The organism is Streptomyces thermospinosisporus (assembly GCF_039526425.1).
GTDB classification, from domain to species: domain Bacteria; phylum Actinomycetota; class Actinomycetes; order Streptomycetales; family Streptomycetaceae; genus Streptomyces; species Streptomyces thermocarboxydovorans.
This window is the reverse complement of sequence record NZ_BAAAIZ010000051.1, coordinates 43718-65563: the sequence shown is the minus strand read 5'-3', so window position 1 is coordinate 65563 and position 21846 is coordinate 43718. Positions and strand designations below refer to the sequence as shown.

The following is a 21846-nucleotide window of genomic DNA, read 5'->3' as shown; positions in this document are numbered from 1 at the left end:
CGCGCACGAGCAGGCGCACCGAGGGCCGGCCCGCCCGGACGGATCCGGCCCTCACGCCTCTCCGAAGCGCTCACCAGAGGCTTCTTCAAGCGGCTTGTTCAGAAGCCCCCGGAGATCTCAGCAGCAGCCCCGCGGCGGCAGCGTCCGCTTGTTGCGGGCCGCCTTGCTGCGCGCGGCCAGCAACTCGTCCGCCGGGTAGCCGACCTCCTCGAGGGTCAGCCCGTGCGGCCGCACCACATGCACGGCCGAGTCCCGTACGCCCGCGTCCAGGACCTTGCGGGGCCAGTCCGCGGGCCGGTGCCCGTCCCCCACGAACAGCAGCGCCCCGATCAGCGAGCGCACCATGTTGTGGCAGAAGGCGTCCGCCCGCACGGTGGCGGTGATGATGCCGTCGTCACCGCGCACCAGGCTCAGTTCCTGCAGGGTGCGGATGGTGGTGGCGCCCTCGCGGCGCTTGCAGTAGGCGGCGAAGTCGTGCTCGCCGAGCAGCCCGCGGGCGGCCTCGTTCATGGCGTCGACGTCGAGCGGCCAGTCGTGCCAGAGGACGTGGTTGCGCAGCAGCGGGTCGACGCCTCCGGGGTTGTCGGTGACCCGGTAGGCGTAGCGGCGCCAGATGGCAGAGAACCGCGCGTTGAAGCCGCTGGGGGCCTCGCGCAGGGCCCACACCCGCACGTCCCTCGGCAGCCGCCCGGCGAGGCGCTTGAGCAGCTTCTCGTGGTGCTCGCGCCACACGCTCTCGGGCAGGTCGACATGGGCCACCTGTCCCCGGGCGTGCACCCCGGCGTCGGTGCGTCCGGCGACGGTCAGCTCGTAGGTCTCCCGGGACCGGGTGACGGTCCGCAGCGCGTCCTCGATCTCCCCCTGCACGGTCCGCCGCCCCCCGGCCTGCCTGGCCCAGCCGGAGAAGTCGGTCCCGTCGTAGGACAGGTCGAGACGGATACGGACGTGTCCGGGCGCTACTTCATCACTCACGTACGAATTCTCTCAGGAGCAGCGAAGCGGGCCCGCCCCTGGAATCGGAGCGAGCCCGCTACGGGAAGCGAAGAATGCTTACGCGTCCTTCGACTCCTCGGCCGACTCCTCGGCGGCGGGCGCCTCGTCGGACTTGGCCTCGGTGGCCTCCTCCTTCTTGAGGGCGTCCTCCTTGACCGCACGCTTGGTGGCGGCCTCGGCCTCGCCGACCGCCTTCTGCTGCACCGTCAGCGCCTCGACCAGCTCGATCACGGCCATGGGCGCGTTGTCGCCACGGCGGTTGCCGATCTTGGTGATGCGGGTGTAGCCACCCGGACGGTTCTCGTACCGCGGGCCGATCTCGGTGAAGAGCGTGTGCACGACGCTCTTGTCCGTGATGACCTGGAGCACCTGGCGGCGGTTGTGCAGGTCGCCCTTCTTCGCCTTGGTGATCAGGCGCTCGGCGTACGGCCGCAGACGGCGGGCCTTCGCCTCGGTGGTGGTGATGCGGCCGTGCTCGAACAGCGATTTCGCGAGGTTCGCGAGCATCAGCTTCTCGTGCGCGGCACTGCCGCCCAGACGGGCACCCTTGGTGGGCTTCGGCATCGTGTTTCTCCTAGGTGTCTGCCCCGGCCGTATCAGGTACCGGGGTCAGTATCCGAGCAGGCGGTCGCCTGTCGGAGATCCGGGCACAGGCCCCGGAAGGGGCCGTGCCCGGAAGAGGCGCGGGGAACTGCGCGATGAAGCACAGCGCACCCGCACCCGAGTACGGACCGGAAGTCCCGAGCTCTCAGTACTGCTCAGTACTGCTCAGTACTGCTCGGTCTCCACGAACCCGGAGTCCGCGTCGTCGTCCGTCCCGAAGGCGTCCGCGGCGGCGGTCGGGTCGAATCCGGGCGGGCTGTCCTTCAGGGCCAGGCCCATGCCGGCCAGCTTCGCCTTGACCTCGTCGATCGACTTCGCACCGAAGTTGCGGATGTCGAGGAGGTCGGCCTCGCTGCGCGCGACGAGCTCGCCCACGGAGTGGATGCCCTCGCGCTTGAGGCAGTTGTACGACCGGACGGTGAGCTCGAGCTCCTCGATCGGCAGCGCCAGGTCGGCGGCGAGGGCGGCGTCCGTCGGGGACGGACCCATGTCGATGCCCTCGGCGTCGATGTTCAGCTCGCGGGCGAGGCCGAACAGCTCGACCAGCGTCTTACCGGCGGAGGCCATGGCGTCGCGCGGACGCATCGCCGGCTTGGTCTCGACGTCGACGATCAGCTTGTCGAAGTCGGTGCGCTGCTCGACTCGGGTGGCCTCGACCTTGTAGGTGACCTTGAGCACCGGCGAGTAGATCGAGTCGACCGGGATCCGGCCGATCTCCTGGCCGACCTGCTTGTTCTGGACGGCGGAGACATAACCGCGGCCACGCTCGACCGTCAGCTCCATCTCCAGCTTGCCCTTGCCGTTGAGGGTCGCCAGAACCAGGTCGGGGTTGTGCACCTCGACACCGGCGGGCGGCGCGATGTCGGCAGCGGTGACCAGACCCGGGCCCTGCTTGCGCAGGTACATCACCACGGGCTCGTCGTGCTCGGAGGAGACGACCAGCTGCTTGATGTTGAGGATCAGGTCGGTGACGTCCTCCTTGACGCCCGGCACGGTGGTGAACTCGTGCAGGACACCGTCGATCCGGATGCTGGTGACAGCCGCACCGGGGATCGACGACAGGAGGGTACGGCGCAGGGAGTTGCCGAGGGTGTAACCGAAGCCCGGCTCCAGCGGCTCGATCACGAACCGGGAGCGGAACTCGTCGACAACCTCTTCGGTCAACGAGGGACGCTGAGCGATCAGCATGTGTGGATCAGATCCTTCATTCGTGGGCGACCGCTATATGACGCCCGACGGAAACCGCACCGGTCACAGATGCGGGTACTGCAAGGGTAACGGGCGATACGGCCGATATGACTCGGCCGTACCGCCCGGAACCACGGACCGTGACGACGCACACGTCCTGCGCGACGGCGACGATCACCCCAGCGGGGAGGATCCTCGCGTCAGGTCAGACGCGGCGGCGCTTCGGCGGCCGGCAGCCGTTGTGCGGGGTCGGGGTGACGTCCTGGATGGAGCCGACCTCGAGACCCGTGGCCTGCAGGGACCGGATGGCGGTCTCACGACCGGAGCCCGGGCCCTTGACGAACACGTCGACCTTGCGCATGCCGTGCTCCTGGGCGCGGCGGGCGGCCGACTCGGCGGCCATCTGCGCGGCGAACGGCGTGGACTTCCTGGAGCCCTTGAAGCCGACGTGGCCGGCGGAGGCCCAGGAGATCACGTTGCCGCTCGGGTCGGTGATCGAAACGATGGTGTTGTTGAACGTGCTCTTGATGTGGGCGTGGCCGTGAGCGACGTTCTTCTTTTCCTTGCGGCGCACCTTCTTGGTCGCGCCCTGACGTCCCTTGGGGGGCATCTGTACTCCTACGGGAGGTGGTCGGTCCTACAGCGAAGACCGCTGGACGGCGAAGTCCGCTGAGGACTACTTCTTGCCCGGCTTCTTCTTGCCGGCGATGGCGCGACGCGGGCCCTTGCGGGTACGCGCGTTGGTGCTGGTGCGCTGACCGCGGACGGGCAGACCGCGACGGTGACGCAGACCCTGGTAGGTGCCGATCTCGACCTTGCGGCGGATGTCGGCCTGGATCTCGCGACGGAGGTCACCCTCGGTCTTGATGTTGTTGTCGACGTACTCGCGGATGGCGACCAGCTGCTCTTCGGTCAGGTCGCGGACGCGGGTGTTGGGGTCGACGCCGGTCGCCGCCAGCGTCTGCTTGGAAAGGGTCCGGCCGATGCCGAACACGTAGGTGAGGGCGATCTCCACGCGCTTGTCGCGCGGGATGTCAACACCGGAAACGCGTGCCATTCAATGGCTCCAGTTGGTTGTCGGAGGTCTTCCACAGGACCGGCTCCCAGCCGCCGTACCAGGTACGAACTGGGTCCCCGGCCTCCGAACCGGGGGTGTCGAGCCGCGTGCGGCTCGGGCCCTGCGTATGTACATATTCAGCTCGCGTCGCGCGAATCTCTGCGGAAGGCAGAGGGCAGGTCGTGCGTCAGCCCTGGCGCTGCTTGTGGCGCGGGTTGTCGCAGATGACCATGACCCGGCCGTGACGGCGGATCACCCTGCACTTGTCGCAGATCTTCTTGACGCTCGGCTTGACCTTCATGGGATGTGAGGTTCTCCGGGTCAGTTGCCGGCGGCCCCGCTGACGCGGGACGTGGGCAAGATCTACTTGTAGCGGTAGACGATCCGGCCACGCGTCAGGTCGTACGGAGACAACTCCACCACGACCCGGTCGTCAGGGAGGATGCGGATGTAGTGCATACGCATCTTGCCGCTGATGTGTGCCAGGACCTGGTGGCCGTTCTGGAGCTCGACCTTGAACATGGCGTTCGGCAGAGACTCGACGACAGTGCCCTCGATCTCGATGGCACCTTGCTTCTTGGCCACGCTTCGCCCTTCGAATCGACTACCTTGATCGACTCCTGTGAGCACCGCTTGCGTGCATGCGGACATGCGGGTGCACCAGAGCCGACGAGTCAGTCTACGTCAGCGCACCCGGAAAGACGAATCGGGGAAGTCTGCCCCACCCGGCTGATCCTTAACCGAGCGGATCGGGGGCGGCCGTGATGCCGTACTCGGCGAGCTTGGCCTTGCCGCCGTCGGGGGCGGTCAGGACCAGCGGGCCCTGCTCGGTGAGGGCGACGGAGTGCTCCCAGTGCGAGGACCAGGTGCCGTCCGTGGTCACCACGGTCCACTCGTCCTCCAGGACGACCGTCTTCGATGTGCCCAAGGACACCATCGGCTCGATGGCCAGGCAGAAGCCGGGGACCAGCTTGGGGCCCTTGCCCCGGCGCCGGTCGACGTAGTTCAGCAGGTGCGGGTCCATGTGCATCTCGGTGCCGATGCCGTGGCCGCCGTAGTCCTCGATGATCCCGTAGCGGCCGCCGCCGGGCTTGGGCTGGCGGCGGATGTAGGTCTCGATGGCGCGGGAGATGTCGACCAGGCGGTTGCCCTGCTTCATCGCCGCGATGCCGGCCCACATCGACTCCTCGGTGACGCGGGACAGCTCGATCAGCTCCGGAGCGTGACCGGAGCCGACGAACGCGGTGTACGCGGCGTCGCCGTGCCAGCCGTCGACGATGGCGCCGCAGTCGATGGAGATGATGTCCCCGTCCTTGAGGACGACGTCGTCGGAGGGGATGCCGTGCACCACGACCTCGTTCACCGAGGTGCAGATGGTCGCCGGGAACCCGCCGTAGCCGAGGAAGTTCGGCTTGGCGTTGTGCTCCGCGAGCACCTTCCGGGCGACCTGGTCCAGATCCTTGGTGGTCGCCCCGGGGACGGCCGCCTCCCGGGTGGCCGCGTGGATAGCAGCGACGACCAGCCCCGCCTCGCGCATCTTGGCGATCTGCTCAGGGCTCTTGATCTGCACCATGGGGGCTACGGCCTTTCTGGACCGGAGGAGAGTCTGTCGTCACCAACGATACGGGCACCGGCACGGGCGAAGACCGCGTCCACGGCCCCTGGGGCGCCCCGGGGCGCCCTGCCCCCGCCACGCCGCAGCCGCGGCCCGCCGTGAGCGGACCGCGGCTGCAACGAGCGCGGAGCGTTTCTACTTCTTGTCGCGCTTGAGCGCCTCCAGCGCCTCCAGCGCGCGCTCGGTGACCTCGTCCACCGGGCCGAGCGCCGAGATCGTCACCACGAGGCCCTGCGCCTTGTAGTAGTCGATGATCGGCTCGGTCTGCGTGTGGTAGACCTCCAGGCGCGTGCGCACCGTCTCCTCGGTGTCGTCGTCGCGCTGGTACAGCTCACCGCCGCAGATGTCGCACACGCCCTCCTTCTTGGGCGGGCTGTACGACACGTGGAACACATGGCTGGAGTCCTTGCGGCAGATCCGCCGTCCGGCGATCCGCTTGACGACCTCGTCCTCGGGGGCTTCCAGGTCGAGGACCGCGTCCAGCTGGATGCTCTCGGTCTTCAGCAGTTCGTCCAGTGCTTCGGCCTGGGACACATTGCGGGGGAAGCCGTCCAGCAGGAAGCCGCACTCTGCGTCGGGCTGTTCCATGCGGTCCTTGGCCATGGCGATGGTGACCTCGTCCGGAACGAGGTTGCCGGCGTCCATGTAGGACTTCGCGAGCTTGCCCAGCTCGGTCTGCCGGCTGATGTTGGCCCGGAACAGGTCACCGGTGGAAATGTGCGGGATGCGCAGCTTCTCGGCAAGGCGGGTGGCCTGCGTACCCTTTCCAGCACCCGGCGGCCCGACGAGGACGATTCGCATCAGCGGAGGAACCCTTCGTAATTGCGCTGCTGGAGCTGGCTCTCGATCTGCTTCACGGTCTCGAGACCCACACCCACGATGATCAGGATGCTGGTCCCTCCGAACACGAAGTTCTGGTTTGCCCCAAAACCAGCCAACGCCATTGTCGGCACGAGAGCGATCAGGCCCAGGTACAGCGAACCCGGCCAGGTGATCCGGTTGAGTACATAGCTGAGGTACTCAGCGGTCGGTCGGCCAGCCCGGATGCCCGGGATGAAGCCACCATACTTCTTCATGTTGTCGGCGACTTCTTCGGGGTTGAAGGAGATGGCCACGTAGAAGAAGGCGAAGAAGACGATCAGAAGGAAGTACAGCGTCACGTGGATGGGCGCATCCGTCGCGACCAGGTTCTTCTCGATCCAGGTCTTCCAGCCCGCGTTCCCGCTGGAGAACTGAGCGATCAGCGCCGGGATGTAGAGCAGGGACGACGCGAAGATGACCGGAATCACACCGGCCTGGTTCACCTTCAGCGGGATGTAGGTGGACGTACCACCGTAGGAACGGCGGCCGATCATGCGCTTGGCGTACTGGACCGGGATGCGGCGCTGGGCCTGCTCCACGAAGACCACCAGGCCGACCATGACGAAGCCGACCAGCATGACCGTGCCGAACTCGATCCAGCCGTCGGCCAGGCTGCCCTGCTCCTTGATGGCCCACAGGGAGGAGGGGAAGGTCGCGGCGATCGAGATGAACATCAGGATCGACATGCCGTTGCCGATGCCCCGGTCGGTGATGAGCTCACCGAGCCACATCACCAGGGCGGTACCGGCGGTCATGGTGATGACCATGGTGATGGTGACGAAGATCGACTGGTCCGGGACGATCTGGCTCGCGACCGGGCAGCCCGAGAAGAGCGCGCCGCTGCGGGCGGTGGCCACCAGACCCGTTCCCTGGAGAATCGCGAGCGCCACCGTCAGGTAGCGCGTGTACTGCGTGATCTTCGCCGTACCGGCCTGGCCCTCCTTCTTCAGGGCTTCCAGGCGCGGGATCACCACGGTCAGCAGCTGCAGGATGATGCTCGCCGTGATGTACGGCATGATGCCCAGCGCGAAGATCGTGATCTGGAGCAGCGCGCCACCGCTGAACATGTTGACCAGACCGAACAGGCCCTGGTTGGCCTCGGCCGCGTCGATACAGGTCTGGACGTTGCGGTAGTCGACACCTGGGATCGGGATGTGCGTACCGACCCGGTACACCACGATGATGCCGAGCGTGAAGAGCAGCTTCTTGCGCAGGTCGGGCGTCTTGAACGCCCGGGCGAACGCGGTGAGCACGGTGCCTCCTGCGACCCCCCGCGCAACTGCGTCAAGGGTGACGGTCTTGAGATTCCGACTAAGGACGAATACGTAACGGTCAACTGCCGCCCCGAGTGCCCCGCAAGAGGCGCCCGGGAAAAGAGGGCAGTGCAGGTCACCTTACCGGCGAGACTGCCGCCCTAGGAACGACCGACCGGGGATGCCCCATTTGTGGGGCATCCCCGGTCGGGATCGCTCAAGTCATCAAGACGCCTGATGGGTTCAGACGAGCTCGGTGACGGTACCGCCGGCGGCGGTGATCTTCTCCTTGGCGGAGCCGGAGACGGCGTCGACCGTCACCTGCAGCGCCACGGAGATCTCGCCCTGGCCGAGCACCTTGACGAGCGCGTTCTTGCGAACGGCACCCTTGGCCACCAGGTCCTCGACGGTGACCTCGCCACCCTCGGGGTAGAGGGCGGCCAGCTTGTCGAGGTTCACGACCTGGTACTCGGTCTTGAACGGGTTCTTGAAGCCCTTCAGCTTCGGGAGGCGCATGTGCAGCGGCATCTGGCCGCCCTCGAAGCGCTCCGGAACCTGATAGCGGGCCTTCGTACCCTTCGTACCACGACCGGCCGTCTTACCCTTCGACGCCTCACCACGACCGACACGGGTCTTGGCGGTCTTGGCGCCCGGGGCGGGACGGAGGTTGTGGATCTTCAGCGGGTTCTGCTCCGCCATGATCAGTCGACCTCCTCGACCGTCACGAGGTGGCGGACGGTGTGCACCATGCCGCGGAACTCGGGGCGGTCCTCCTTGACGACCACGTCGTTGACCTTCTTCAGGCCAAGCGAACGCAGGGTGTCACGGTGGTTCTGCTTGCTGCCGATGTAGGACTTGACCTGCGTGATCTTCAGCTGCGCCATGATTACGCACCCACCCCGGCACGCGCACGCAGCAGAGCCGCGGGGGCGACGTCCTCGAGCGGCAGACCACGGCGGGCCGCGATCTCCTCGGGACGCTGCAGGCCCTTCAGGGCCGCCACGGTCGCGTGCACGATGTTGATGGCGTTGTCGGAGCCGAGCGACTTCGACAGCACGTCGTGGATACCGGCGCACTCGAGCACGGCACGCACCGGGCCACCGGCGATCACACCGGTACCGGGCGAGGCGGGCTTGAGCAGCACGACGCCGGCAGCCTTCTCACCCTGGATCGGGTGCGGAATGGTGCCCTGGATCCGGGGGACCTTGAAGAAGTGCTTCTTGGCCTCCTCAACGCCCTTGGCGATGGCGGCCGGCACCTCCTTGGCCTTGCCGTATCCGACACCCACGGTGCCGTCACCGTCGCCCACCACGACCAGCGCGGTGAAGCTGAAGCGACGACCACCCTTCACAACCTTGGCGACGCGGTTGATCGCGACGACGCGCTCGACGTACGCGGTCTTCTCGGCGGCAGCAGCGCCGCCGTCACGGCCCTTCCGGTCCCGCCGCTCGCCGCCACCGGCACCGCTTCCGCGGCGCTGGGGTCCAGCCATTGGATTACCTCTCTCTTTCCGCTAGCTACAAGCGGCTCAGAACTTGAGCCCGGCTTCGCGGGCGGCGTCGGCCAGGGCGGCGATGCGCCCGGCGTACTGGTTGCCACCACGGTCGAACACGACGGCCTCGACACCGGCGGCCTTGGCACGCTCGGCGACCAGGGCGCCGACCTGCTTGGCCTGCGCGGACTTGTCGCCCTCGGCACCGCGGATCGACGCGTCCATGGAGGACGCCGACGCCAGGGTGTGCCCCTTCAGGTCGTCGATCACCTGCGCCACGATGTGACGGTTGGAACGAGTCACGACCAGGCGAGGACGCTCGGGGGTGCCGGCGACCTTCTTGCGGATCCGGATGTGACGACGCTTGATAGCAGCACGCTTGTAGGCGTCGCCCTTGAGGATCTTCTGCCCGTATGCCATGGCTTACTTACCCGCCTTTCCGACCTTGCGGCGGATGACTTCGCCCTCGTACTTGACGCCCTTGGCCTTGTACGGGTCGGGCTTGCGCAGCTTGCGGATGTTGGCCGCAACCTCGCCGACCTTCTGCTTGTCGATGCCCTCGACCGAGAACCGGGTCGGGGACTCCACCTTGAAGGTGATGCCCTCGGGGGCCTCGACCGTGATCGGGTGGCTGTAGCCGAGGGAGAACTCCAGGTTCGAACCCTTGGCGACAACGCGGTAACCGACACCGCTGATCTCGAGCTTCTTCACGTAACCCTGGGTCACGCCGGTGATCATGTTCGCCACCAGCGTGCGGGACAGGCCGTGCAGGGCCTTGCTCTGACGCTCGTCGTTGGGGCGGGTGACGTGAATCACGCCGTCCTCACCCTTGGCGATCTCGATCGGCGCCGCGACGGTGTGGGTCAGCGTGCCCTTGGGGCCCTTGACCGTGACCGTCTGGCCGTCGATGGTGACGTCCACGCCGGCGGGAACCGCGATGGGGAGCTTGCCGATACGCGACACAGCTGTTTCCTCCGTTCCCTTCTGCTACCAGACGTAGGCGAGGACTTCCCCACCCACGCCCTTCTTGCCGGCCTGCTTGTCGGTGAGGAGCCCGTGCGACGTGGAGATGATCGCCACGCCGAGGCCGCCCAGCACCTTCGGCAGGTTGGTGGACTTCGCGTACACCCGGAGACCGGGCTTGGAGATCCGCTTGATGCCCGCGATGGAGCGCTCACGGTTCGGGCCGAACTTCAGGTCGATGACGAGGTTCTTGCCGACCTCGGCGTCCTCGACGCGCCAGCCCGTGATGAAGCCCTCCTGCTGGAGGATCTCCGCGATGTGCGACTTGATCTTGGAGTGCGGCATCGACACCGAGTCGTGGTACGCCGCGTTCGCGTTCCGCAGACGCGTCAGCATGTCTGCGATCGGATCAGTCATGGTCATGAATTGGCCTTCGGCCTCTCTCGCCGGGGTTTCCTGGTGCGCCATCCCTCTCCCCGATCCGAGACGGGACGGGTGCGGCGCGGTGGACCTACGGCGTAGTAAGTCGTACGGGCGTCAGGGCACCCAACCCTCCTAGCCTAAGCCATGGAGGGGTGGGCCCCTGACCGAACCCTCTGCTTACCGAGAGCCCTGAAATCCCTGATTACCGGGATTACCAGGAGCTCTTGGTCACGCCCGGCAGCTCGCCGCGGTGAGCCATCTCACGAAGGCACACGCGGCAGAGGCCGAACTTGCGGTACACGGAGTGCGGGCGGCCGCAGCGCTGGCAGCGGGTGTACGCACGCACACCGAACTTGGGCTTGCGAGCAGCCTTTGCGATCAGAGCCTTCTTCGCCATCTCGCTCACGCCTCCTTGAACGGGAAGCCGAGGTGACGGAGAAGGGCACGGCCCTCTTCGTCGTTGGTCGCCGTGGTCACCACGGTGATGTCCATACCCCGGACGCGGTCGATCTTGTCCTGGTCGATCTCGTGGAACATGACCTGCTCCGTGAGACCGAAGGTGTAGTTGCCACGGCCGTCGAACTGCTTGGGGGACAGGCCGCGGAAGTCGCGGATGCGCGGCAGCGCGAGCGACAGGGTGCGGTCCAGGAACTCCCACATGCGGTCGCCACGGAGCGTGACGTGGGCACCGATCGGCTGCCCCTCACGCAGCTTGAACTGCGCGATGGACTTGCGGGCCTTGGTGACGGCCGGCTTCTGACCGGTGATCGTGGCGAGGTCGCGGATGGCGCCCTCGATCAGCTTGGAGTCGCGGGCGGCGTCGCCCACACCCATGTTGACCACGATCTTGACGAGGCCCGGCACCTGCATGACGTTCTCGTACTTGAACTCGTCACGCAGCTTGCCGACGATCTCCTCGCGGTACTTCGTCTTCAGGCGCGGAGTGGTGGTGGTCGTCATCAGATGTCCTCACCCGTCCGCTTGGCAACGCGGATCTTGTTGCCCTCTTCGTCGAAGCGGTAGCCGACGCGGGTCACGACCTTCTTGCCGTCCTTCTCGACGACAAGCTGGACGTTGGACACGTGGATCGGCGCCTCGGTGGTCACGATGCCACCGGCCTGCGAACCGCGAGCCGTCGGACCGGCCTTGGTGTGCTTCTTGACCCGGTTGACACCCTCGACCAGGACACGCTGCTCGCGCGGGTAGGCGGCAATGACCTTGCCCTGCTTGCCCTTGTCCTTGCCGGTGATGACCTGGACCAGGTCGCCCTTCTTGATCTTCATGCTCACAGCACCTCCGGCGCGAGGGAGATGATCTTCATGAACTTCTTCTCGCGCAGCTCACGGCCGACGGGGCCGAAGATACGGGTGCCACGAGGGTCGCCGTCGTTCTTGAGGATGACGGCGGCGTTCTCGTCGAAGCGGATGTACGAGCCGTCCGGACGGCGGCGCTCCTTGACGGTGCGAACGATGACCGCCTTGACGACGTCACCCTTCTTCACGTTGCCACCGGGGATCGCGTCCTTGACGGTGGCGACAATGACGTCACCGATACCCGCGTAGCGGCGACCGGAGCCACCGAGCACACGGATGCAGAGGATCTCCTTCGCACCCGTGTTGTCGGCGACACGCAGTCGCGACTCCTGCTGGATCACGTCTATCTCCTGAATGTCTGCCGGTTCCCCGGGAGCCGCTCACGCGAGCGGCCCCCGGAGCCTGGCGGAACTGTCCTGCGGGTTTGCCCGCAGGAATTACTTGGCCTTCTCGAGGATCTCGACGACGCGCCAGCGCTTGGTCGCGGACAGCGGCCGGGTCTCCATCAGGAGGACGCGGTCGCCGACACCCGCGGCGTTCTGCTCGTCGTGCGCCTTGAGCTTGTTGGTACGGCGGATGACCTTGCCGTACAGCGCGTGCTTCACGCGGTCCTCGACGGCGACGACGACGGTCTTGTCCATCTTGTCGCTGACGACCAGACCCTCACGGGTCTTGCGGAAACCGCGCGTTTCCTTCTTCTGCTCAGTCACGTTGCTCTCGCTCATCAGGCGTTCTCCACCGTCTCAATGCCGAGCTCACGCTCACGCATGAGGGTGTAGATCCGGGCGATGTCCTTGCGGACCGCCTTGAGACGGCCGTGGTTCTCGAGCTGACCCGTGGCCGCCTGGAAGCGGAGGTTGAACAGCTCTTCCTTGGCCTCGCGGAGCTTCGCGAGAAGCTCCTCGTTGCCCAGCTCGCGCAGCTCGGACGCCTTGGTACCGGCCGACATCACGCTTCACCTGCCTCGCGCTTGACGATCCGGCACTTCATCGGCAGCTTGTGGGCCGCACGAGTCAGCGCCTCACGGGCGATCTTCTCGTTGGGGTACGACAGCTCGAACATGACGCGTCCGGGCTTGACGTTGGCCACCCACCACTCCGGAGAACCCTTACCGGAACCCATGCGGGTCTCGGCCGGCTTCTTGGTGAGCGGGCGGTCCGGGTAGATGTTGATCCAGACCTTGCCGCCACGCTTGATGTGACGGGTCATGGCGATACGAGCCGCCTCGATCTGGCGGTTCGTGACATAGGCCGGGGTCAGCGCCTGGATGCCGTACTCGCCGAACGCAACCTGCGTGCCACCCTTGGACAGGCCGGTGCGCTTGGGGTGGTGCTGCTTGCGGTGCTTGACCCTACGGGGGATCAGCATGTCGGTCAGGCCTCCGTTCCGGTGCTCTCAGCCGGAGCGGCGGCGGGCGCCTCGGCCTTGGGGGCCTCGGCGGCCGGAGCCTGCTGCTGCGGCTTGCGACCGCGCCGCTCGCCACCGCGGCCACGGGCCGGGCGGTCGGAGCCGCCGCGGGCCGGGCGGTTGCCCGCACGGGCGGCAGCGTTCTCGGCGCGGACCTCGGCGATGTTCTTGACGTCGCCCTTGTAGATCCAGACCTTCACACCGATGCGGCCGAAGGTCGTCTTGGCCTCGAAGAAGCCGTAGTCCACGTTCGCGCGGAGCGTGTGCAGGGGCACGCGGCCCTCGCGGTAGAACTCCGAGCGGGACATCTCGGCGCCGCCGAGGCGGCCACCGCACTGGATCTTGATGCCCTTGGCGCCGGCCTTCATCGCGGACTGCATGCTCTTGCGCATGGCCCGGCGGAAGGAGACGCGGGAGGAGAGCTGCTCGGCGACGGCCTGGGCCACGAGCTGAGCGTCGGTCTCGGGGTTCTTGACCTCGAGGATGTTCAGCTGGACCTGCTTGCCGGTGAGCTTCTCGAGGTCGCCGCGGATACGGTCGGCCTCGGCACCACGGCGGCCGATGACGATGCCCGGACGAGCGGTGTGGATGTCCACACGCACACGGTCACGGGTGCGCTCGATCTCGACCTTGGAGATGCCGGCGCGCTCCATGCCGGACGTCATCATCCGGCGGATGGCGACGTCTTCCTTGACGTAGTCCTTGTACAGCTTGTCGGCGTACCAACGCGACTTGAAGTCGGTCGTGACACCGAGCCGGAACCCGTGCGGGTTTACCTTCTGGCCCATTACCGGGTTCCTTCCTTGCTGCTGACGACCACGGTGATGTGGCTGGTCCGCTTGCGGATCCGGTAGGCGCGGCCCTGGGCGCGCGGACGGAACCGCTTCAGGGTCGGGCCCTCGTCGACGTAGGCCTCGGAGACGTAGAGGCTGTCGACGTCCGTGTGGTCGTAGTTGTGCGCGGCGTTGGCAATGGCGCTGTCGAGCACCTTGCCCACCGGAACCGAGGCTGCCTGCGGAGCGAATCGCAGGACGGCCTGGGCCTCCGTGGCGTCCATGCCACGGATGAGGTCCACCACACGGCGGGCCTTCATGGGCGTGACGCGGATGTACCGCGCCTGGGCCCTGGCTTCCATGGTTGTCCTTCCAGTTACTTACGTGTCTGCTGCGATCCGCGCCTAGCGGCGCTTCGACTTCCGGTCTTCCTTGACGTGGCCCCGGAAGGTGCGGGTCGGCGAGAACTCGCCGAGCTTGTGGCCGACCATCGACTCGGTGATGAACACCGGGATGTGGGTCTTGCCGTTGTGCACCGCGATCGTGTGGCCGAGCATCGCCGGGACGATCATGGAGCGGCGGGACCAGGTCTTGATGACGTTCTTGGTACCGGCTTCGTTCTGGGCGTCCACCTTCTTCATCAGGTGGTCGTCGACGAAGGGTCCCTTCTTCAAGCTACGAGGCATCTCAACCCGTCCTTAGCGCTTCTTGTTCGTCTTGCGGCGGCGGACGATGTACTTGTTCGACGCCTTCTTGGGCGAACGAGTACGGCCTTCCTTCTTGCCCCACGGGGACACGGGGTGGCGGCCACCGGAGGTGCGGCCCTCACCACCACCGTGCGGGTGGTCGACCGGGTTCATGACGACACCGCGGACGGTCGGGCGGACGCCCAGCCACCGCTTGCGGCCGGCCTTGCCCCAGTTGATGTTGCTCTGCTCGGCGTTGCCGACCTCGCCGACAGTGGCGCGGCAGCGGACGTCGACCAGGCGGATCTCGCCGGACGGCATGCGCAGGTGGGCCATGGAGCCCTCCTTCGCGAGCAGCTGCACCGAGGCGCCGGCGGAGCGGGCGAACTTGGCGCCGCCGCCGGGACGCAGCTCGATGGCGTGCAGCGTGGTACCGACCGGGATGTTGCGCAGGGCGAGGTTGTTGCCCGGCTTGATGTCGGCCCCGGGGCCGTTCTCCACGCGGTCGCCCTGGTTCAGGCCACGCGGCGCGAGGATGTAGCGCTTCTCGCCGTCCGCGTAGTGCAGGAGCGCGATGCGCGCGGTGCGGTTGGGGTCGTACTCGATGTGCGCGACCTTCGCCGGCACGCCGTCCTTGTCGTGACGACGGAAGTCGATCACGCGGTAGGCGCGCTTGTGGCCACCGCCCTGGTGGCGGACGGTCACACGACCGGAATTGTTACGGCCGCCCTTGCTGTGCAGGGGACGGACCAGCGACTTCTCCGGCGTGGACCGCGTGACCTCGACGAAGTCGGCGACGCTGGAGCCACGACGGCCCGGAGTCGTCGGCTTGTACTTGCGGATACCCATTTCTCAGTCCTCGTCCGATATCGAACGATCCTGACCGCTTACGCGGTCGGACCGCCGAAGATGTCGATACGGTCGCCCTCGGCGAGGGTCACGATCGCGCGCTTGGTGGCGGCACGCTGGCCGAAGCCCGTGCGGGTCCGCTTGCGCTTGCCGACGCGGTTGATCGTGTTGACCCCGGTGACCTTGACCGAGAAGACCGACTGCACGGCCTCCTTGATCTGGGTCTTGTTGGCACGCGGGTCGACGAGGAACGTGTACTTGTTCTCGTCGATGAGCGCGTAGCTCTTCTCGGACACCACCGGCTTCAGCAGCACGTCACGGGGGTCCGTGTACGCCTTGCTGGCCGGGGTGACGACGGTGTTCTTGCCCTCGGTGGCGTGGCGGCGGGCCTTGGCGACGCGCGCAGCCTTGGCCGCCTTGGCGGCCTTCGAGGCGATCGAGGGGTGACGGGCAGCCATCAGACCTCGCTCCCTTCGTTGTCGTTGGCCTTGTTCGGGCCGGCGACGAAGGACTCGAAAGCGGCCTTGGTGAAGACCACGTCGTCCGAGACGAGAACGTCGTACGTGTTCAGCTGGCCCGGCTCCAGGATGTGCACCTGGGGCAGGTTGCGGGCGGACAGCCACGCGAGCTCGTCGGAGCGGTCGGCGACCAGGAGCAGGTTCTTGCGCTCGCTGATCTTGCCGAACAGGCTCTTCGCGGCCTTCGTGGACGGCTTGTCGCCCTCGATCACGCCGGTGACGACGTGGATGCGGTTGTGACGCGCCCGGTCGGTGAGGGCGTGACGCAGAGCGGCAGCCTTCATCTTCTTCGGGGTGCGCTGCGAGTAGTCGCGCGGCACGGGGCCGTGGACCACGCCACCGCCGGCGAACTGCGGCGCACGCGTCGAACCCTGGCGGGCGCGGCCGGTGCCCTTCTGGCGGTACGGCTTCTTGCCACCGCCGCGGACCTCGCCGCGCGTCTTCGTCTTGTGGGTGCCCTGGCGGGCAGCGGCCAGCTGCGCGACGACGACCTGGTGGATCAGCGGAACGCTGACCTTCTCAACGCCGAAGATCTCCGCGGGGAGCTCGACGGTACCGGCCTTGTCGCCCGCCGGCGAAAGGATGTCAACAGTGCTCATCGGTTACCTCAGGCCCCCTTGGCCGCGGTGCGGACCAGGACGAGGCCGCCGTTCGGACCGGGAACCGCGCCCTTGATGAGCAGCAGACCCTTCTCCGCGTCAACGGCGTGGACGGTCAGGTTCTGGGTGGTGACCCGCTCGTTGCCCATGCGACCCGCCATGCGGAGGCCCTTGAACACACGGCCCGGGGTGGCGCAGCCACCGATGGAACCGGGCGAGCGGTGCTTGCGCTGGGTGCCGTGCCCGGCGCCGAGGCCACCGAAGTTGTGACGCTTCATGACACCGGCGAAGCCCTTGCCCTTGCTCTTGCCGGTCACGTCGACCTTGGTGCCGGCCTCGAACACCTCGGCGGTGATCTCCTGGCCCAGCGTGTACTCGGAGGCGTCCGACGTGCGGATCTCGACGAGGTGACGACGGGGGGTGACGTCGGCCTTGGCGAAGTGGCCCTTGAGGGGCTTGTTCACCTTGCGCGGGTCGATCTCGCCGAAGGCGATCTGGACGGACTCGTAGCCGTCGACGTCGTTCGTACGGATCTGGGTGACGACGTTGGGCCCGGCCTTGACGACGGTGACGGGAACAACGCGGTTGTTCTCGTCCCACACCTGCGTCATGCCGAGCTTCTCGCCCAGGATGCCCTTGATCTGCTTAGCCATCTCTCAGATCACCAGGCCTCAGAGCTTGATCTCGATGTCGACACCGGCCGGGAGGTCGAGTCGCATCAGAGAGTCAACGGTCTTGGGGGTCGGGTCGAGGATGTCGATCAGGCGCTTGTGCGTGCGCATCTCGAAGTGCTCGCGCGAGTCCTTGTACTTGTGCGGCGACTTGATGACGCAGTACACGTTCTTCTCAGTGGGCAGCGGCACCGGGCCCGCGACCGACGCACCAGTGCGGGTCACCGTCTCGACGATCTTCTTCGCCGAGGAGTCGATGACCTCGTGGTCGTAGGCCTTGAGCCGGATGCGGATCTTCTGTCCCGCCATGGCTACTTCGTAGTCCTGTCTCTCTTCACGCTCTGGAACCCGGCGTTCCAGCCCTTCTCCTCCGACCCACGCGGTCGGGCGTGTCGCGCTCCCGCTGACATGGATGTCCCTTGATCGAACATTCCTGCGGGAATGCACACGGCCCTACCGGAACCGCGGACCGGGGGCGACAGCGTCATGTGCTGACGCGGACCCGCCGGGTGCCTGGCCGGCGCCGCGCACACGCTTCCCGGAAGATTCCCGTACGTCCGCCCCTGATCAGGGACGACGAGTACTGTGGGACTCGCTTCCGGTCCTCCCGGCGGGAGGCGCGCAGCATCAACACTCGACCGAGCAACTCGGACAGTCTGCCATACGGGGCAGGGGCCTGGCCAATCGAGCGGAAGAGAGTACCCCGCAGGGGCCTCGGATCAAACAGGGTGGCGTCGGTCAGCGCCGTTTCGCAACCGCCGCGGCACCCCGGCTCACGTTTTCACGACCGTGAGGACGACCACCGCGTCCTCCAGTGCCTCCAGCGCGTGGCGGGCCGGGGGGATCGCGATGAGGTCGCCGGTACGGCCCTCCCAGGCGGTGTCACCGCTGGTCAGACGGACCCGGCCGCGCAGCACCAGCAGGGTGGCCTCGCCGGGGCTGTCGTGCTCGGAGAGCCCGGTGCCGGCGGTCAGCGCGAGCAGGGTCTGGCGCAGGGCGTGCTCATGGCCGCCGTAGACGGTGGTGGCGCTGCGGCCGTTGTCCGCCGCGGCGGCGCGCTCCAGATGTTCACGGGCCAGGGCGTCGAGTGAGAACTTCCGCATGCCTCAAGCCTCCGTCGCGCACCGGGTGCCCACCAGGGCCATCCGGGGCACATCCTGTCCTCCGCCACGATTCACTCCGACGGGCGGTGCCCGGCCCCGCCCCTCGCGACACCGACGCGATACCGACGCGCCCGCTGCTCACCCGGTCCTGGCTGGATCTGACGTTCCTTCACTGGGCGGCCGACCCGGCGTGCCTCGGGGACTTCGGGCAGCGTGGCTGTCGTAACCGCGGGCATTCGTACCCCCGGGGCGATGGGGGTCCCCCACTCGAGCGCAGTCGGGAGTGGGGGAGGGTGGGCGATGGGGGTCCCCCCGCTCGAGCGCAGCCGAGAGTGGGGGAGGCACCCCCTGCAGGGGGCTAGCGCGACCCACCCCCGGCCGGCGCACCCGCACCGGGCGCAGGCGGCCCTCAGATGAGGCCCTGCGCGAGCATCGCGTCCGCGACCCGCTCGAACCCGGCGATGTTGGCCCCGGTGACGTAGTCACCAGGGGCGCCGTAACGATCAGCGGTCTCCGCGCAGGTCGTGTAGATGTCCGTCATGATGCGCGCCAGCTCCGCCTCGACCCGCTCCGCCTTCCACGACGTCCGCGACGCGTTCTGCGTCATCTCCAGCGCACTGACCGCGACCCCACCCGCATTGGCCGCCTTACCGGGCCCGAACGCGACACCGGCTTCCTGGAACAGATCGACGGCCTCGGGCGTGGCCGGCATGTTGGCCCCCTCGGAAACCGCCTTCACCCCGTTGCGGATCAGCGCCGCGGCATCGGCCGCGTTCAGCTCGTTCTGCGTGGCCGAGGGCAGCGCCACGTCCGCCGGCACCTCCCAGACACGCCCGCCCGGCACGAACCGCGCCGAGCCGCCCCGGCGCTCCGCGTAGGCGCTCACCCGCTCGCGCTCCACCTCCTTGACCTGCCGCAGCAGCTGGACGTCTATGCCCTTCTCGTCGACGACATAGCCGCTGGAGTCGGAGCAGGTGACGGGATTGGCACCGAGCGCGGCCAGCTTCTCGATGGTGTGGATCGCGACATTGCCGGAGCCGGAGACCACTGCGGTCTGCCCCTCCAGGTCCTCACCGCGGGCCCGCAGCATGGCCTCGGCGAACAGCACATTGCCGTACCCGGTGGCCTCGGGCCGGATCAGCGAGCCGCCCCAGCCGGCGGCCTTGCCGGTGAGCACGCCGCCCTCCCAGCGGTTGGTGATCCGCCGGTACTGGCCGAAGAGGTAGCCGATCTCGCGGGCGCCGACGCCAATGTCACCGGCCGGGATGTCGGTGTACTCGCCGATGTGCCGGTACAGCTCGGTCATGAAGGACTGGCAGAACCGCATCACCTCGGCGTCGCTGCGCCCCTGCGGGTCGAAGTCGCTGCCGCCCTTGCCGCCACCGATGCCGAGCCCGGTCAGCGCGTTCTTGAAGATCTGCTCGAAGCCGAGGAACTTGATGATCCCGAGGTTCACCGAGCGGTGGAAGCGCAGTCCGCCCTTGTACGGGCCGAGGGCGCTGTTGAACTCGACCCGGAAGCCCCGGTTGACGTGGACCCTGCCCTTGTCGTCCTGCCAGGGCACCCGGAAGATGATCTGCCGCTCGGGCTCGACGAGCCGCTCCACGAGCCCTGGCTCCGCGTACTCGGGACGGGCCTCGAGCACGGGGGCGAGCGTCTGCAGCACCTCGCGTGCCGCCTGGTGGAACTCGGGCTCCGCCGGGTTGCGGCGCTCGATCTCGGCGCGCAGCCGGTCGAGCGAGGTGGAAACGCTGTGTGAGGCGGTTCGTGTCACTGCAGATTCCCTTCTGGCACGGCTGTTCCCGGTGAGGCATGCCCAGAGATACGCATGCGCACCGGTGGACGCTCGGCTTCGTTGCCGCGCGCAGACACATGGCCGCTTCCGGAAGGTACCCGCAGAAGCGACCTACTCTCATTTTTGCACTTGCACAGATCCTGAGGCCAAAGGGGGTGGCGGGACCGGCTCACAGACCCACTCTCTTCGACGCTCGACACCTCGCGGCGATCATGTGAGCCACGCATGTCACTGCGCCCCGCGGCGATCCACAGGGAGCAGTGACATACCCAGGGATACGCGCGGCCGACACCTTCAAGCAAGGTCAGGGCGCCGCTCCATCAGCGGCGCCCTCGAAGACCTCCGCCACCGACGCCGCCGTGATCGCCCGCGTGAACCAGACACTCAGCATGCCGAGATCCGAACACCCGAGAATCCGCTCCCGCGCCTCCTCCGGCACCTCGACACCCCGATGAGCCAGCAGCACCAGGATGTCCTTCGCCCGCCCCTCGGCCTGACCCTCGGCCCGGCCTTCTGCCCTGAGCTGCTGAGCGGTCTGCGACTGGAAGAACGAGAGGTCCACGGCCATGAGATGCCTCCAGAGATCAGCGGCCGGCGTCCTGCCGAGGCCCCCGCGCCCCGCGGCGATCCACAGGGCGTAGTGACACAGACGTAGCGGCCGACACCTTCAGCAAGGTCCAGGCGCCGCTCCATCAGCGGCGCCCTCGAAGACCTCCGCCACCGACGCCGCCGTGATCGCCCGCGTGAACCAGACACTCAGCATGCCGAGATCCGAACACCCGAGAATCCGCTCCCGCGCCTCCTCCGGCACCTCGACACCCCGATGAGCCAGCAGCACCAGGATGTCCTTCGCCCGCCCCTCGGCCTGACCCTCGGCCCTGAGCTGCTGAGCGGTCTGCGACTGGAAGAACGAGAGGTCCACGGCCATGAGATGCCTCCAGAGATCAGCGGCCGGCGTCCTGCCGAGGCCTTGTTCCGTGAGCTCGATGAAGAAGACTGCGCTGTTCTCGTCCTCGGTCGATAAGCCTTTGAGTGCCTTTGCCAGCGCATTCAGTATGGCATCGGCCCCCTGATCACGGCTGTGCAGCGCGGCTGACAGAACCGTGAGCGGAATGTCGCGGGCGGCTTCGTCGGGACTGTCGATCACCGGGACGTCGTCCGGACCCAGCACGAGGGGGCGCAAGGTGAGCGTGGGCCACTGCCGGGGACCGATGTCGATCTGCCGGGCAGCCCACGCGGCCGTCCCCCGGTCTGCGCAGACGACCAGGAGAACCGGAGGTATGCGGTACTTGGCGTACGCGTACGAGAGGTAGTACGCCCAGCTCGCGGGCTTGCGCGGGTCCGGCTCGCCCTGTGACTCGACCGCGAGGAGAAAGCTGCCGTCCTCGGTGTCCATCTGCAGCAGGGTGTCCACCCGGCGCTCCAGCGGCCGGGTCTCCGTCAGGTCGGTGGAGAGCTCGACCGTGGAGATGGGCGGGGGAAAGGCGGCGCCGAGGTTTCTGGCGACGCGGGCGAAGAGGCCCGGGTCCTCCTGGAAGATCCGGTGCAGGGCCTCGTGCGATGAACTGACCACGGGGCCAAGCTATGGGCGGACCGGCATACGCCGGGGGCACATGCCCATCCTTCATACGACCGAGGGAACCGCGGGAAGGAAGGCTGACGCCACGGTCGTACGTGCACGCGA

At 67.4% G+C, this 21846-nt stretch carries 35 protein-coding genes; all 35 read right to left on the bottom strand.

Features of this window, described 5'->3' with window-relative positions; genetic code table 11:
- Window positions 1-117: 117 nt before the first annotated feature.
- The 35 genes from truA to ABD207_RS17990 all read right to left on the bottom strand — a co-directional run bounded on the left by truA (window position 118) and on the right by ABD207_RS17990 (window position 21735).
- Complete coding sequence (truA, locus tag ABD207_RS18160; protein ID WP_344014112.1) at window positions 118-972, bottom strand: tRNA pseudouridine(38-40) synthase TruA; 855 nt, start codon at window positions 970-972, stop codon at window positions 118-120.
- A gap of 78 nt (window positions 973-1050) precedes the next feature.
- Entirely contained in the window at window positions 1051-1557 is a 507-nt protein-coding gene (gene rplQ / locus ABD207_RS18155) for a 50S ribosomal protein L17 (protein ID WP_344014111.1), read from the bottom strand.
- Window positions 1558-1761: 204 nt separating this feature from the next.
- On the bottom strand, window positions 1762-2784 hold the full coding sequence (locus ABD207_RS18150) for a DNA-directed RNA polymerase subunit alpha (RefSeq protein WP_344014110.1): 1023 nt from the start codon (window positions 2782-2784) through the stop codon (window positions 1762-1764).
- Window positions 2785-2989: 205 nt separating this feature from the next.
- A complete protein-coding gene (gene rpsK / locus ABD207_RS18145) occupies window positions 2990-3394 on the bottom strand; it encodes a 30S ribosomal protein S11 (RefSeq protein WP_125496499.1) in 405 nt (134 codons plus the stop codon).
- Between the two features lie 66 nt (window positions 3395-3460).
- Window positions 3461-3841: a 30S ribosomal protein S13 gene (rpsM, locus tag ABD207_RS18140; protein ID WP_167991146.1), complete on the bottom strand. Its 381-nt coding sequence runs from the start codon at window positions 3839-3841 to the stop codon at window positions 3461-3463.
- A gap of 187 nt (window positions 3842-4028) precedes the next feature.
- Window positions 4029-4142: a 50S ribosomal protein L36 gene (gene rpmJ, locus ABD207_RS18135; RefSeq protein WP_003974245.1), complete on the bottom strand. Its 114-nt coding sequence runs from the start codon at window positions 4140-4142 to the stop codon at window positions 4029-4031.
- A gap of 62 nt (window positions 4143-4204) precedes the next feature.
- Complete coding sequence (infA, locus tag ABD207_RS18130) at window positions 4205-4426, bottom strand: translation initiation factor IF-1 (protein WP_003948620.1); 222 nt, start codon at window positions 4424-4426, stop codon at window positions 4205-4207.
- Window positions 4427-4577: 151 nt separating this feature from the next.
- A complete protein-coding gene (gene map / locus ABD207_RS18125; protein WP_344014109.1) occupies window positions 4578-5414 on the bottom strand; it encodes a type I methionyl aminopeptidase in 837 nt (278 codons plus the stop codon).
- Window positions 5415-5591: 177 nt separating this feature from the next.
- Entirely contained in the window at window positions 5592-6257 is a 666-nt protein-coding gene (locus ABD207_RS18120) for an adenylate kinase (protein WP_344014108.1), read from the bottom strand.
- Complete coding sequence (gene secY, locus ABD207_RS18115) at window positions 6257-7570, bottom strand: preprotein translocase subunit SecY (RefSeq protein ID WP_343997532.1); 1314 nt, start codon at window positions 7568-7570, stop codon at window positions 6257-6259. Before secY ends, ABD207_RS18120 begins: the two co-directional genes overlap by 1 nt.
- Window positions 7571-7813: 243 nt before the next feature.
- Complete coding sequence (gene rplO, locus ABD207_RS18110) at window positions 7814-8269, bottom strand: 50S ribosomal protein L15 (RefSeq protein WP_167991139.1); 456 nt, start codon at window positions 8267-8269, stop codon at window positions 7814-7816.
- A 2-nt stretch (window positions 8270-8271) separates the two neighbouring features.
- A complete protein-coding gene (gene rpmD, locus ABD207_RS18105) occupies window positions 8272-8454 on the bottom strand; it encodes a 50S ribosomal protein L30 (protein WP_004984515.1) in 183 nt (60 codons plus the stop codon).
- 2 nt (window positions 8455-8456) lie between these two features.
- Entirely contained in the window at window positions 8457-9062 is a 606-nt protein-coding gene (gene rpsE, locus ABD207_RS18100) for a 30S ribosomal protein S5 (protein ID WP_344014107.1), read from the bottom strand.
- Between the two features lie 36 nt (window positions 9063-9098).
- A complete protein-coding gene (gene rplR, locus ABD207_RS18095) occupies window positions 9099-9482 on the bottom strand; it encodes a 50S ribosomal protein L18 (protein ID WP_344014106.1) in 384 nt (127 codons plus the stop codon).
- 3 nt (window positions 9483-9485) lie between these two features.
- Window positions 9486-10025, bottom strand: a complete 540-nt coding sequence (gene rplF / locus ABD207_RS18090; protein ID WP_344014105.1) for a 50S ribosomal protein L6 — start codon at window positions 10023-10025, stop codon at window positions 9486-9488.
- A gap of 24 nt (window positions 10026-10049) precedes the next feature.
- On the bottom strand, window positions 10050-10448 hold the full coding sequence (rpsH, locus tag ABD207_RS18085; protein WP_167991133.1) for a 30S ribosomal protein S8: 399 nt from the start codon (window positions 10446-10448) through the stop codon (window positions 10050-10052).
- Between the two features lie 211 nt (window positions 10449-10659).
- On the bottom strand, window positions 10660-10845 hold the full coding sequence (locus tag ABD207_RS18080; RefSeq protein WP_003956452.1) for a type Z 30S ribosomal protein S14: 186 nt from the start codon (window positions 10843-10845) through the stop codon (window positions 10660-10662).
- A gap of 5 nt (window positions 10846-10850) precedes the next feature.
- The gene (gene rplE / locus ABD207_RS18075; protein ID WP_167991131.1) at window positions 10851-11408 is read right to left on the bottom strand and encodes a 50S ribosomal protein L5; all 558 of its coding nucleotides are present in this window, start codon (window positions 11406-11408) and stop codon (window positions 10851-10853) included.
- A complete protein-coding gene (gene rplX / locus ABD207_RS18070) occupies window positions 11408-11731 on the bottom strand; it encodes a 50S ribosomal protein L24 (protein ID WP_167991129.1) in 324 nt (107 codons plus the stop codon). The genes rplE and rplX overlap by 1 nt, the downstream gene beginning before the upstream one ends.
- 2 nt (window positions 11732-11733) lie before the next feature.
- Window positions 11734-12102, bottom strand: coding sequence for a 50S ribosomal protein L14 (gene rplN, locus ABD207_RS18065; protein ID WP_003998823.1), 369 nt, complete (start codon window positions 12100-12102; stop codon window positions 11734-11736).
- Window positions 12103-12198: 96 nt separating this feature from the next.
- Window positions 12199-12486: a 30S ribosomal protein S17 gene (gene rpsQ / locus ABD207_RS18060; protein ID WP_344014104.1), complete on the bottom strand. Its 288-nt coding sequence runs from the start codon at window positions 12484-12486 to the stop codon at window positions 12199-12201.
- Window positions 12486-12710, bottom strand: a complete 225-nt coding sequence (gene rpmC / locus ABD207_RS18055; RefSeq protein WP_007494763.1) for a 50S ribosomal protein L29 — start codon at window positions 12708-12710, stop codon at window positions 12486-12488. Before rpmC ends, rpsQ begins: the two co-directional genes overlap by 1 nt.
- Entirely contained in the window at window positions 12710-13129 is a 420-nt protein-coding gene (gene rplP / locus ABD207_RS18050) for a 50S ribosomal protein L16 (RefSeq protein WP_125496511.1), read from the bottom strand. Before rplP ends, rpmC begins: the two co-directional genes overlap by 1 nt.
- A gap of 5 nt (window positions 13130-13134) precedes the next feature.
- A complete protein-coding gene (rpsC, locus tag ABD207_RS18045; protein ID WP_343997528.1) occupies window positions 13135-13956 on the bottom strand; it encodes a 30S ribosomal protein S3 in 822 nt (273 codons plus the stop codon).
- The gene (rplV, locus tag ABD207_RS18040) at window positions 13956-14303 is read right to left on the bottom strand and encodes a 50S ribosomal protein L22 (protein WP_159668538.1); all 348 of its coding nucleotides are present in this window, start codon (window positions 14301-14303) and stop codon (window positions 13956-13958) included. Before rplV ends, rpsC begins: the two co-directional genes overlap by 1 nt.
- 42 nt (window positions 14304-14345) lie before the next feature.
- Entirely contained in the window at window positions 14346-14627 is a 282-nt protein-coding gene (gene rpsS, locus ABD207_RS18035; protein ID WP_125496514.1) for a 30S ribosomal protein S19, read from the bottom strand.
- Window positions 14628-14639: 12 nt separating this feature from the next.
- A complete protein-coding gene (gene rplB / locus ABD207_RS18030; protein ID WP_167991126.1) occupies window positions 14640-15476 on the bottom strand; it encodes a 50S ribosomal protein L2 in 837 nt (278 codons plus the stop codon).
- 38 nt (window positions 15477-15514) lie between these two features.
- A complete protein-coding gene (gene rplW / locus ABD207_RS18025; RefSeq protein ID WP_344014103.1) occupies window positions 15515-15934 on the bottom strand; it encodes a 50S ribosomal protein L23 in 420 nt (139 codons plus the stop codon).
- Window positions 15934-16593 carry a 50S ribosomal protein L4 gene (gene rplD / locus ABD207_RS18020; RefSeq protein WP_343997524.1) on the bottom strand — a complete coding sequence of 220 codons (660 nt, stop codon included), beginning with the start codon at window positions 16591-16593 and terminating at the stop codon, window positions 15934-15936. Before rplD ends, rplW begins: the two co-directional genes overlap by 1 nt.
- 8 nt (window positions 16594-16601) lie before the next feature.
- Window positions 16602-17246, bottom strand: a complete 645-nt coding sequence (gene rplC, locus ABD207_RS18015) for a 50S ribosomal protein L3 (protein ID WP_167991120.1) — start codon at window positions 17244-17246, stop codon at window positions 16602-16604.
- An 18-nt stretch (window positions 17247-17264) separates the two neighbouring features.
- The gene (gene rpsJ, locus ABD207_RS18010) at window positions 17265-17573 is read right to left on the bottom strand and encodes a 30S ribosomal protein S10 (protein WP_003948644.1); all 309 of its coding nucleotides are present in this window, start codon (window positions 17571-17573) and stop codon (window positions 17265-17267) included.
- A gap of 464 nt (window positions 17574-18037) precedes the next feature.
- Window positions 18038-18367 carry a cupin domain-containing protein gene (locus tag ABD207_RS18005; protein ID WP_344014102.1) on the bottom strand — a complete coding sequence of 110 codons (330 nt, stop codon included), beginning with the start codon at window positions 18365-18367 and terminating at the stop codon, window positions 18038-18040.
- 409 nt (window positions 18368-18776) lie between these two features.
- The gene (gdhA, locus tag ABD207_RS18000; RefSeq protein ID WP_344014101.1) at window positions 18777-20141 is read right to left on the bottom strand and encodes an NADP-specific glutamate dehydrogenase; all 1365 of its coding nucleotides are present in this window, start codon (window positions 20139-20141) and stop codon (window positions 18777-18779) included.
- A 325-nt stretch (window positions 20142-20466) separates the two neighbouring features.
- A complete protein-coding gene (locus ABD207_RS17995; protein ID WP_344014100.1) occupies window positions 20467-20730 on the bottom strand; it encodes a hypothetical protein in 264 nt (87 codons plus the stop codon).
- Between the two features lie 99 nt (window positions 20731-20829).
- Complete coding sequence (locus ABD207_RS17990; protein WP_344014099.1) at window positions 20830-21735, bottom strand: RpnC/YadD family protein; 906 nt, start codon at window positions 21733-21735, stop codon at window positions 20830-20832.
- Window positions 21736-21846: the final 111 nt, after the last annotated feature.

Bases quoted from the DNA above. Each gene is read 5' to 3' on its own strand.
- rplQ (WP_344014111.1), bottom strand. From the start codon at position 1,557: ATGCCGAAGCCCACCAAGGGTGCCCGTCTGGGCGGCAGTGCCGCGCAC.
- ABD207_RS18150 (WP_344014110.1), bottom strand. From the start codon at position 2,784: ATGCTGATCGCTCAGCGTCCCTCGTTGACCGAAGAGGTTGTCGACGAG.
- rpsK (WP_125496499.1), bottom strand. From the start codon at position 3,394: ATGCCCCCCAAGGGACGTCAGGGCGCGACCAAGAAGGTGCGCCGCAAG.
- rpsM (WP_167991146.1), bottom strand. From the start codon at position 3,841: ATGGCACGCGTTTCCGGTGTTGACATCCCGCGCGACAAGCGCGTGGAG.
- rpmJ (WP_003974245.1), bottom strand. From the start codon at position 4,142: ATGAAGGTCAAGCCGAGCGTCAAGAAGATCTGCGACAAGTGCAGGGTG.
- map (WP_344014109.1), bottom strand. From the start codon at position 5,414: ATGGTGCAGATCAAGAGCCCTGAGCAGATCGCCAAGATGCGCGAGGCG.
- ABD207_RS18120 (WP_344014108.1), bottom strand. From the start codon at position 6,257: ATGCGAATCGTCCTCGTCGGGCCGCCGGGTGCTGGAAAGGGTACGCAG.
- rplO (WP_167991139.1), bottom strand. From the start codon at position 8,269: ATGGCGGAGCAGAACCCGCTGAAGATCCACAACCTCCGTCCCGCCCCG.
- rpmD (WP_004984515.1), bottom strand. From the start codon at position 8,454: ATGGCGCAGCTGAAGATCACGCAGGTCAAGTCCTACATCGGCAGCAAG.
- rpsE (WP_344014107.1), bottom strand. From the start codon at position 9,062: ATGGCTGGACCCCAGCGCCGCGGAAGCGGTGCCGGTGGCGGCGAGCGG.
- rplR (WP_344014106.1), bottom strand. From the start codon at position 9,482: ATGGCATACGGGCAGAAGATCCTCAAGGGCGACGCCTACAAGCGTGCT.
- rpsH (WP_167991133.1), bottom strand. From the start codon at position 10,448: ATGACCATGACTGATCCGATCGCAGACATGCTGACGCGTCTGCGGAAC.
- ABD207_RS18080 (WP_003956452.1), bottom strand. From the start codon at position 10,845: ATGGCGAAGAAGGCTCTGATCGCAAAGGCTGCTCGCAAGCCCAAGTTC.
- rplE (WP_167991131.1), bottom strand. From the start codon at position 11,408: ATGACGACCACCACCACTCCGCGCCTGAAGACGAAGTACCGCGAGGAG.
- rplX (WP_167991129.1), bottom strand. From the start codon at position 11,731: ATGAAGATCAAGAAGGGCGACCTGGTCCAGGTCATCACCGGCAAGGAC.
- rpsQ (WP_344014104.1), bottom strand. From the start codon at position 12,486: ATGAGCGAGAGCAACGTGACTGAGCAGAAGAAGGAAACGCGCGGTTTC.
- rpmC (WP_007494763.1), bottom strand. From the start codon at position 12,710: ATGTCGGCCGGTACCAAGGCGTCCGAGCTGCGCGAGCTGGGCAACGAG.
- rplP (WP_125496511.1), bottom strand. From the start codon at position 13,129: ATGCTGATCCCCCGTAGGGTCAAGCACCGCAAGCAGCACCACCCCAAG.
- rpsC (WP_343997528.1), bottom strand. From the start codon at position 13,956: ATGGGCCAGAAGGTAAACCCGCACGGGTTCCGGCTCGGTGTCACGACC.
- rplV (WP_159668538.1), bottom strand. From the start codon at position 14,303: ATGGAAGCCAGGGCCCAGGCGCGGTACATCCGCGTCACGCCCATGAAG.
- rpsS (WP_125496514.1), bottom strand. From the start codon at position 14,627: ATGCCTCGTAGCTTGAAGAAGGGACCCTTCGTCGACGACCACCTGATG.
- rplB (WP_167991126.1), bottom strand. From the start codon at position 15,476: ATGGGTATCCGCAAGTACAAGCCGACGACTCCGGGCCGTCGTGGCTCC.
- rplW (WP_344014103.1), bottom strand. From the start codon at position 15,934: ATGGCTGCCCGTCACCCCTCGATCGCCTCGAAGGCCGCCAAGGCGGCC.
- rplD (WP_343997524.1), bottom strand. From the start codon at position 16,593: ATGAGCACTGTTGACATCCTTTCGCCGGCGGGCGACAAGGCCGGTACC.
- rplC (WP_167991120.1), bottom strand. From the start codon at position 17,246: ATGGCTAAGCAGATCAAGGGCATCCTGGGCGAGAAGCTCGGCATGACG.
- rpsJ (WP_003948644.1), bottom strand. From the start codon at position 17,573: ATGGCGGGACAGAAGATCCGCATCCGGCTCAAGGCCTACGACCACGAG.
- ABD207_RS18005 (WP_344014102.1), bottom strand. From the start codon at position 18,367: ATGCGGAAGTTCTCACTCGACGCCCTGGCCCGTGAACATCTGGAGCGC.
- ABD207_RS17995 (WP_344014100.1), bottom strand. From the start codon at position 20,730: ATGGCCGTGGACCTCTCGTTCTTCCAGTCGCAGACCGCTCAGCAGCTC.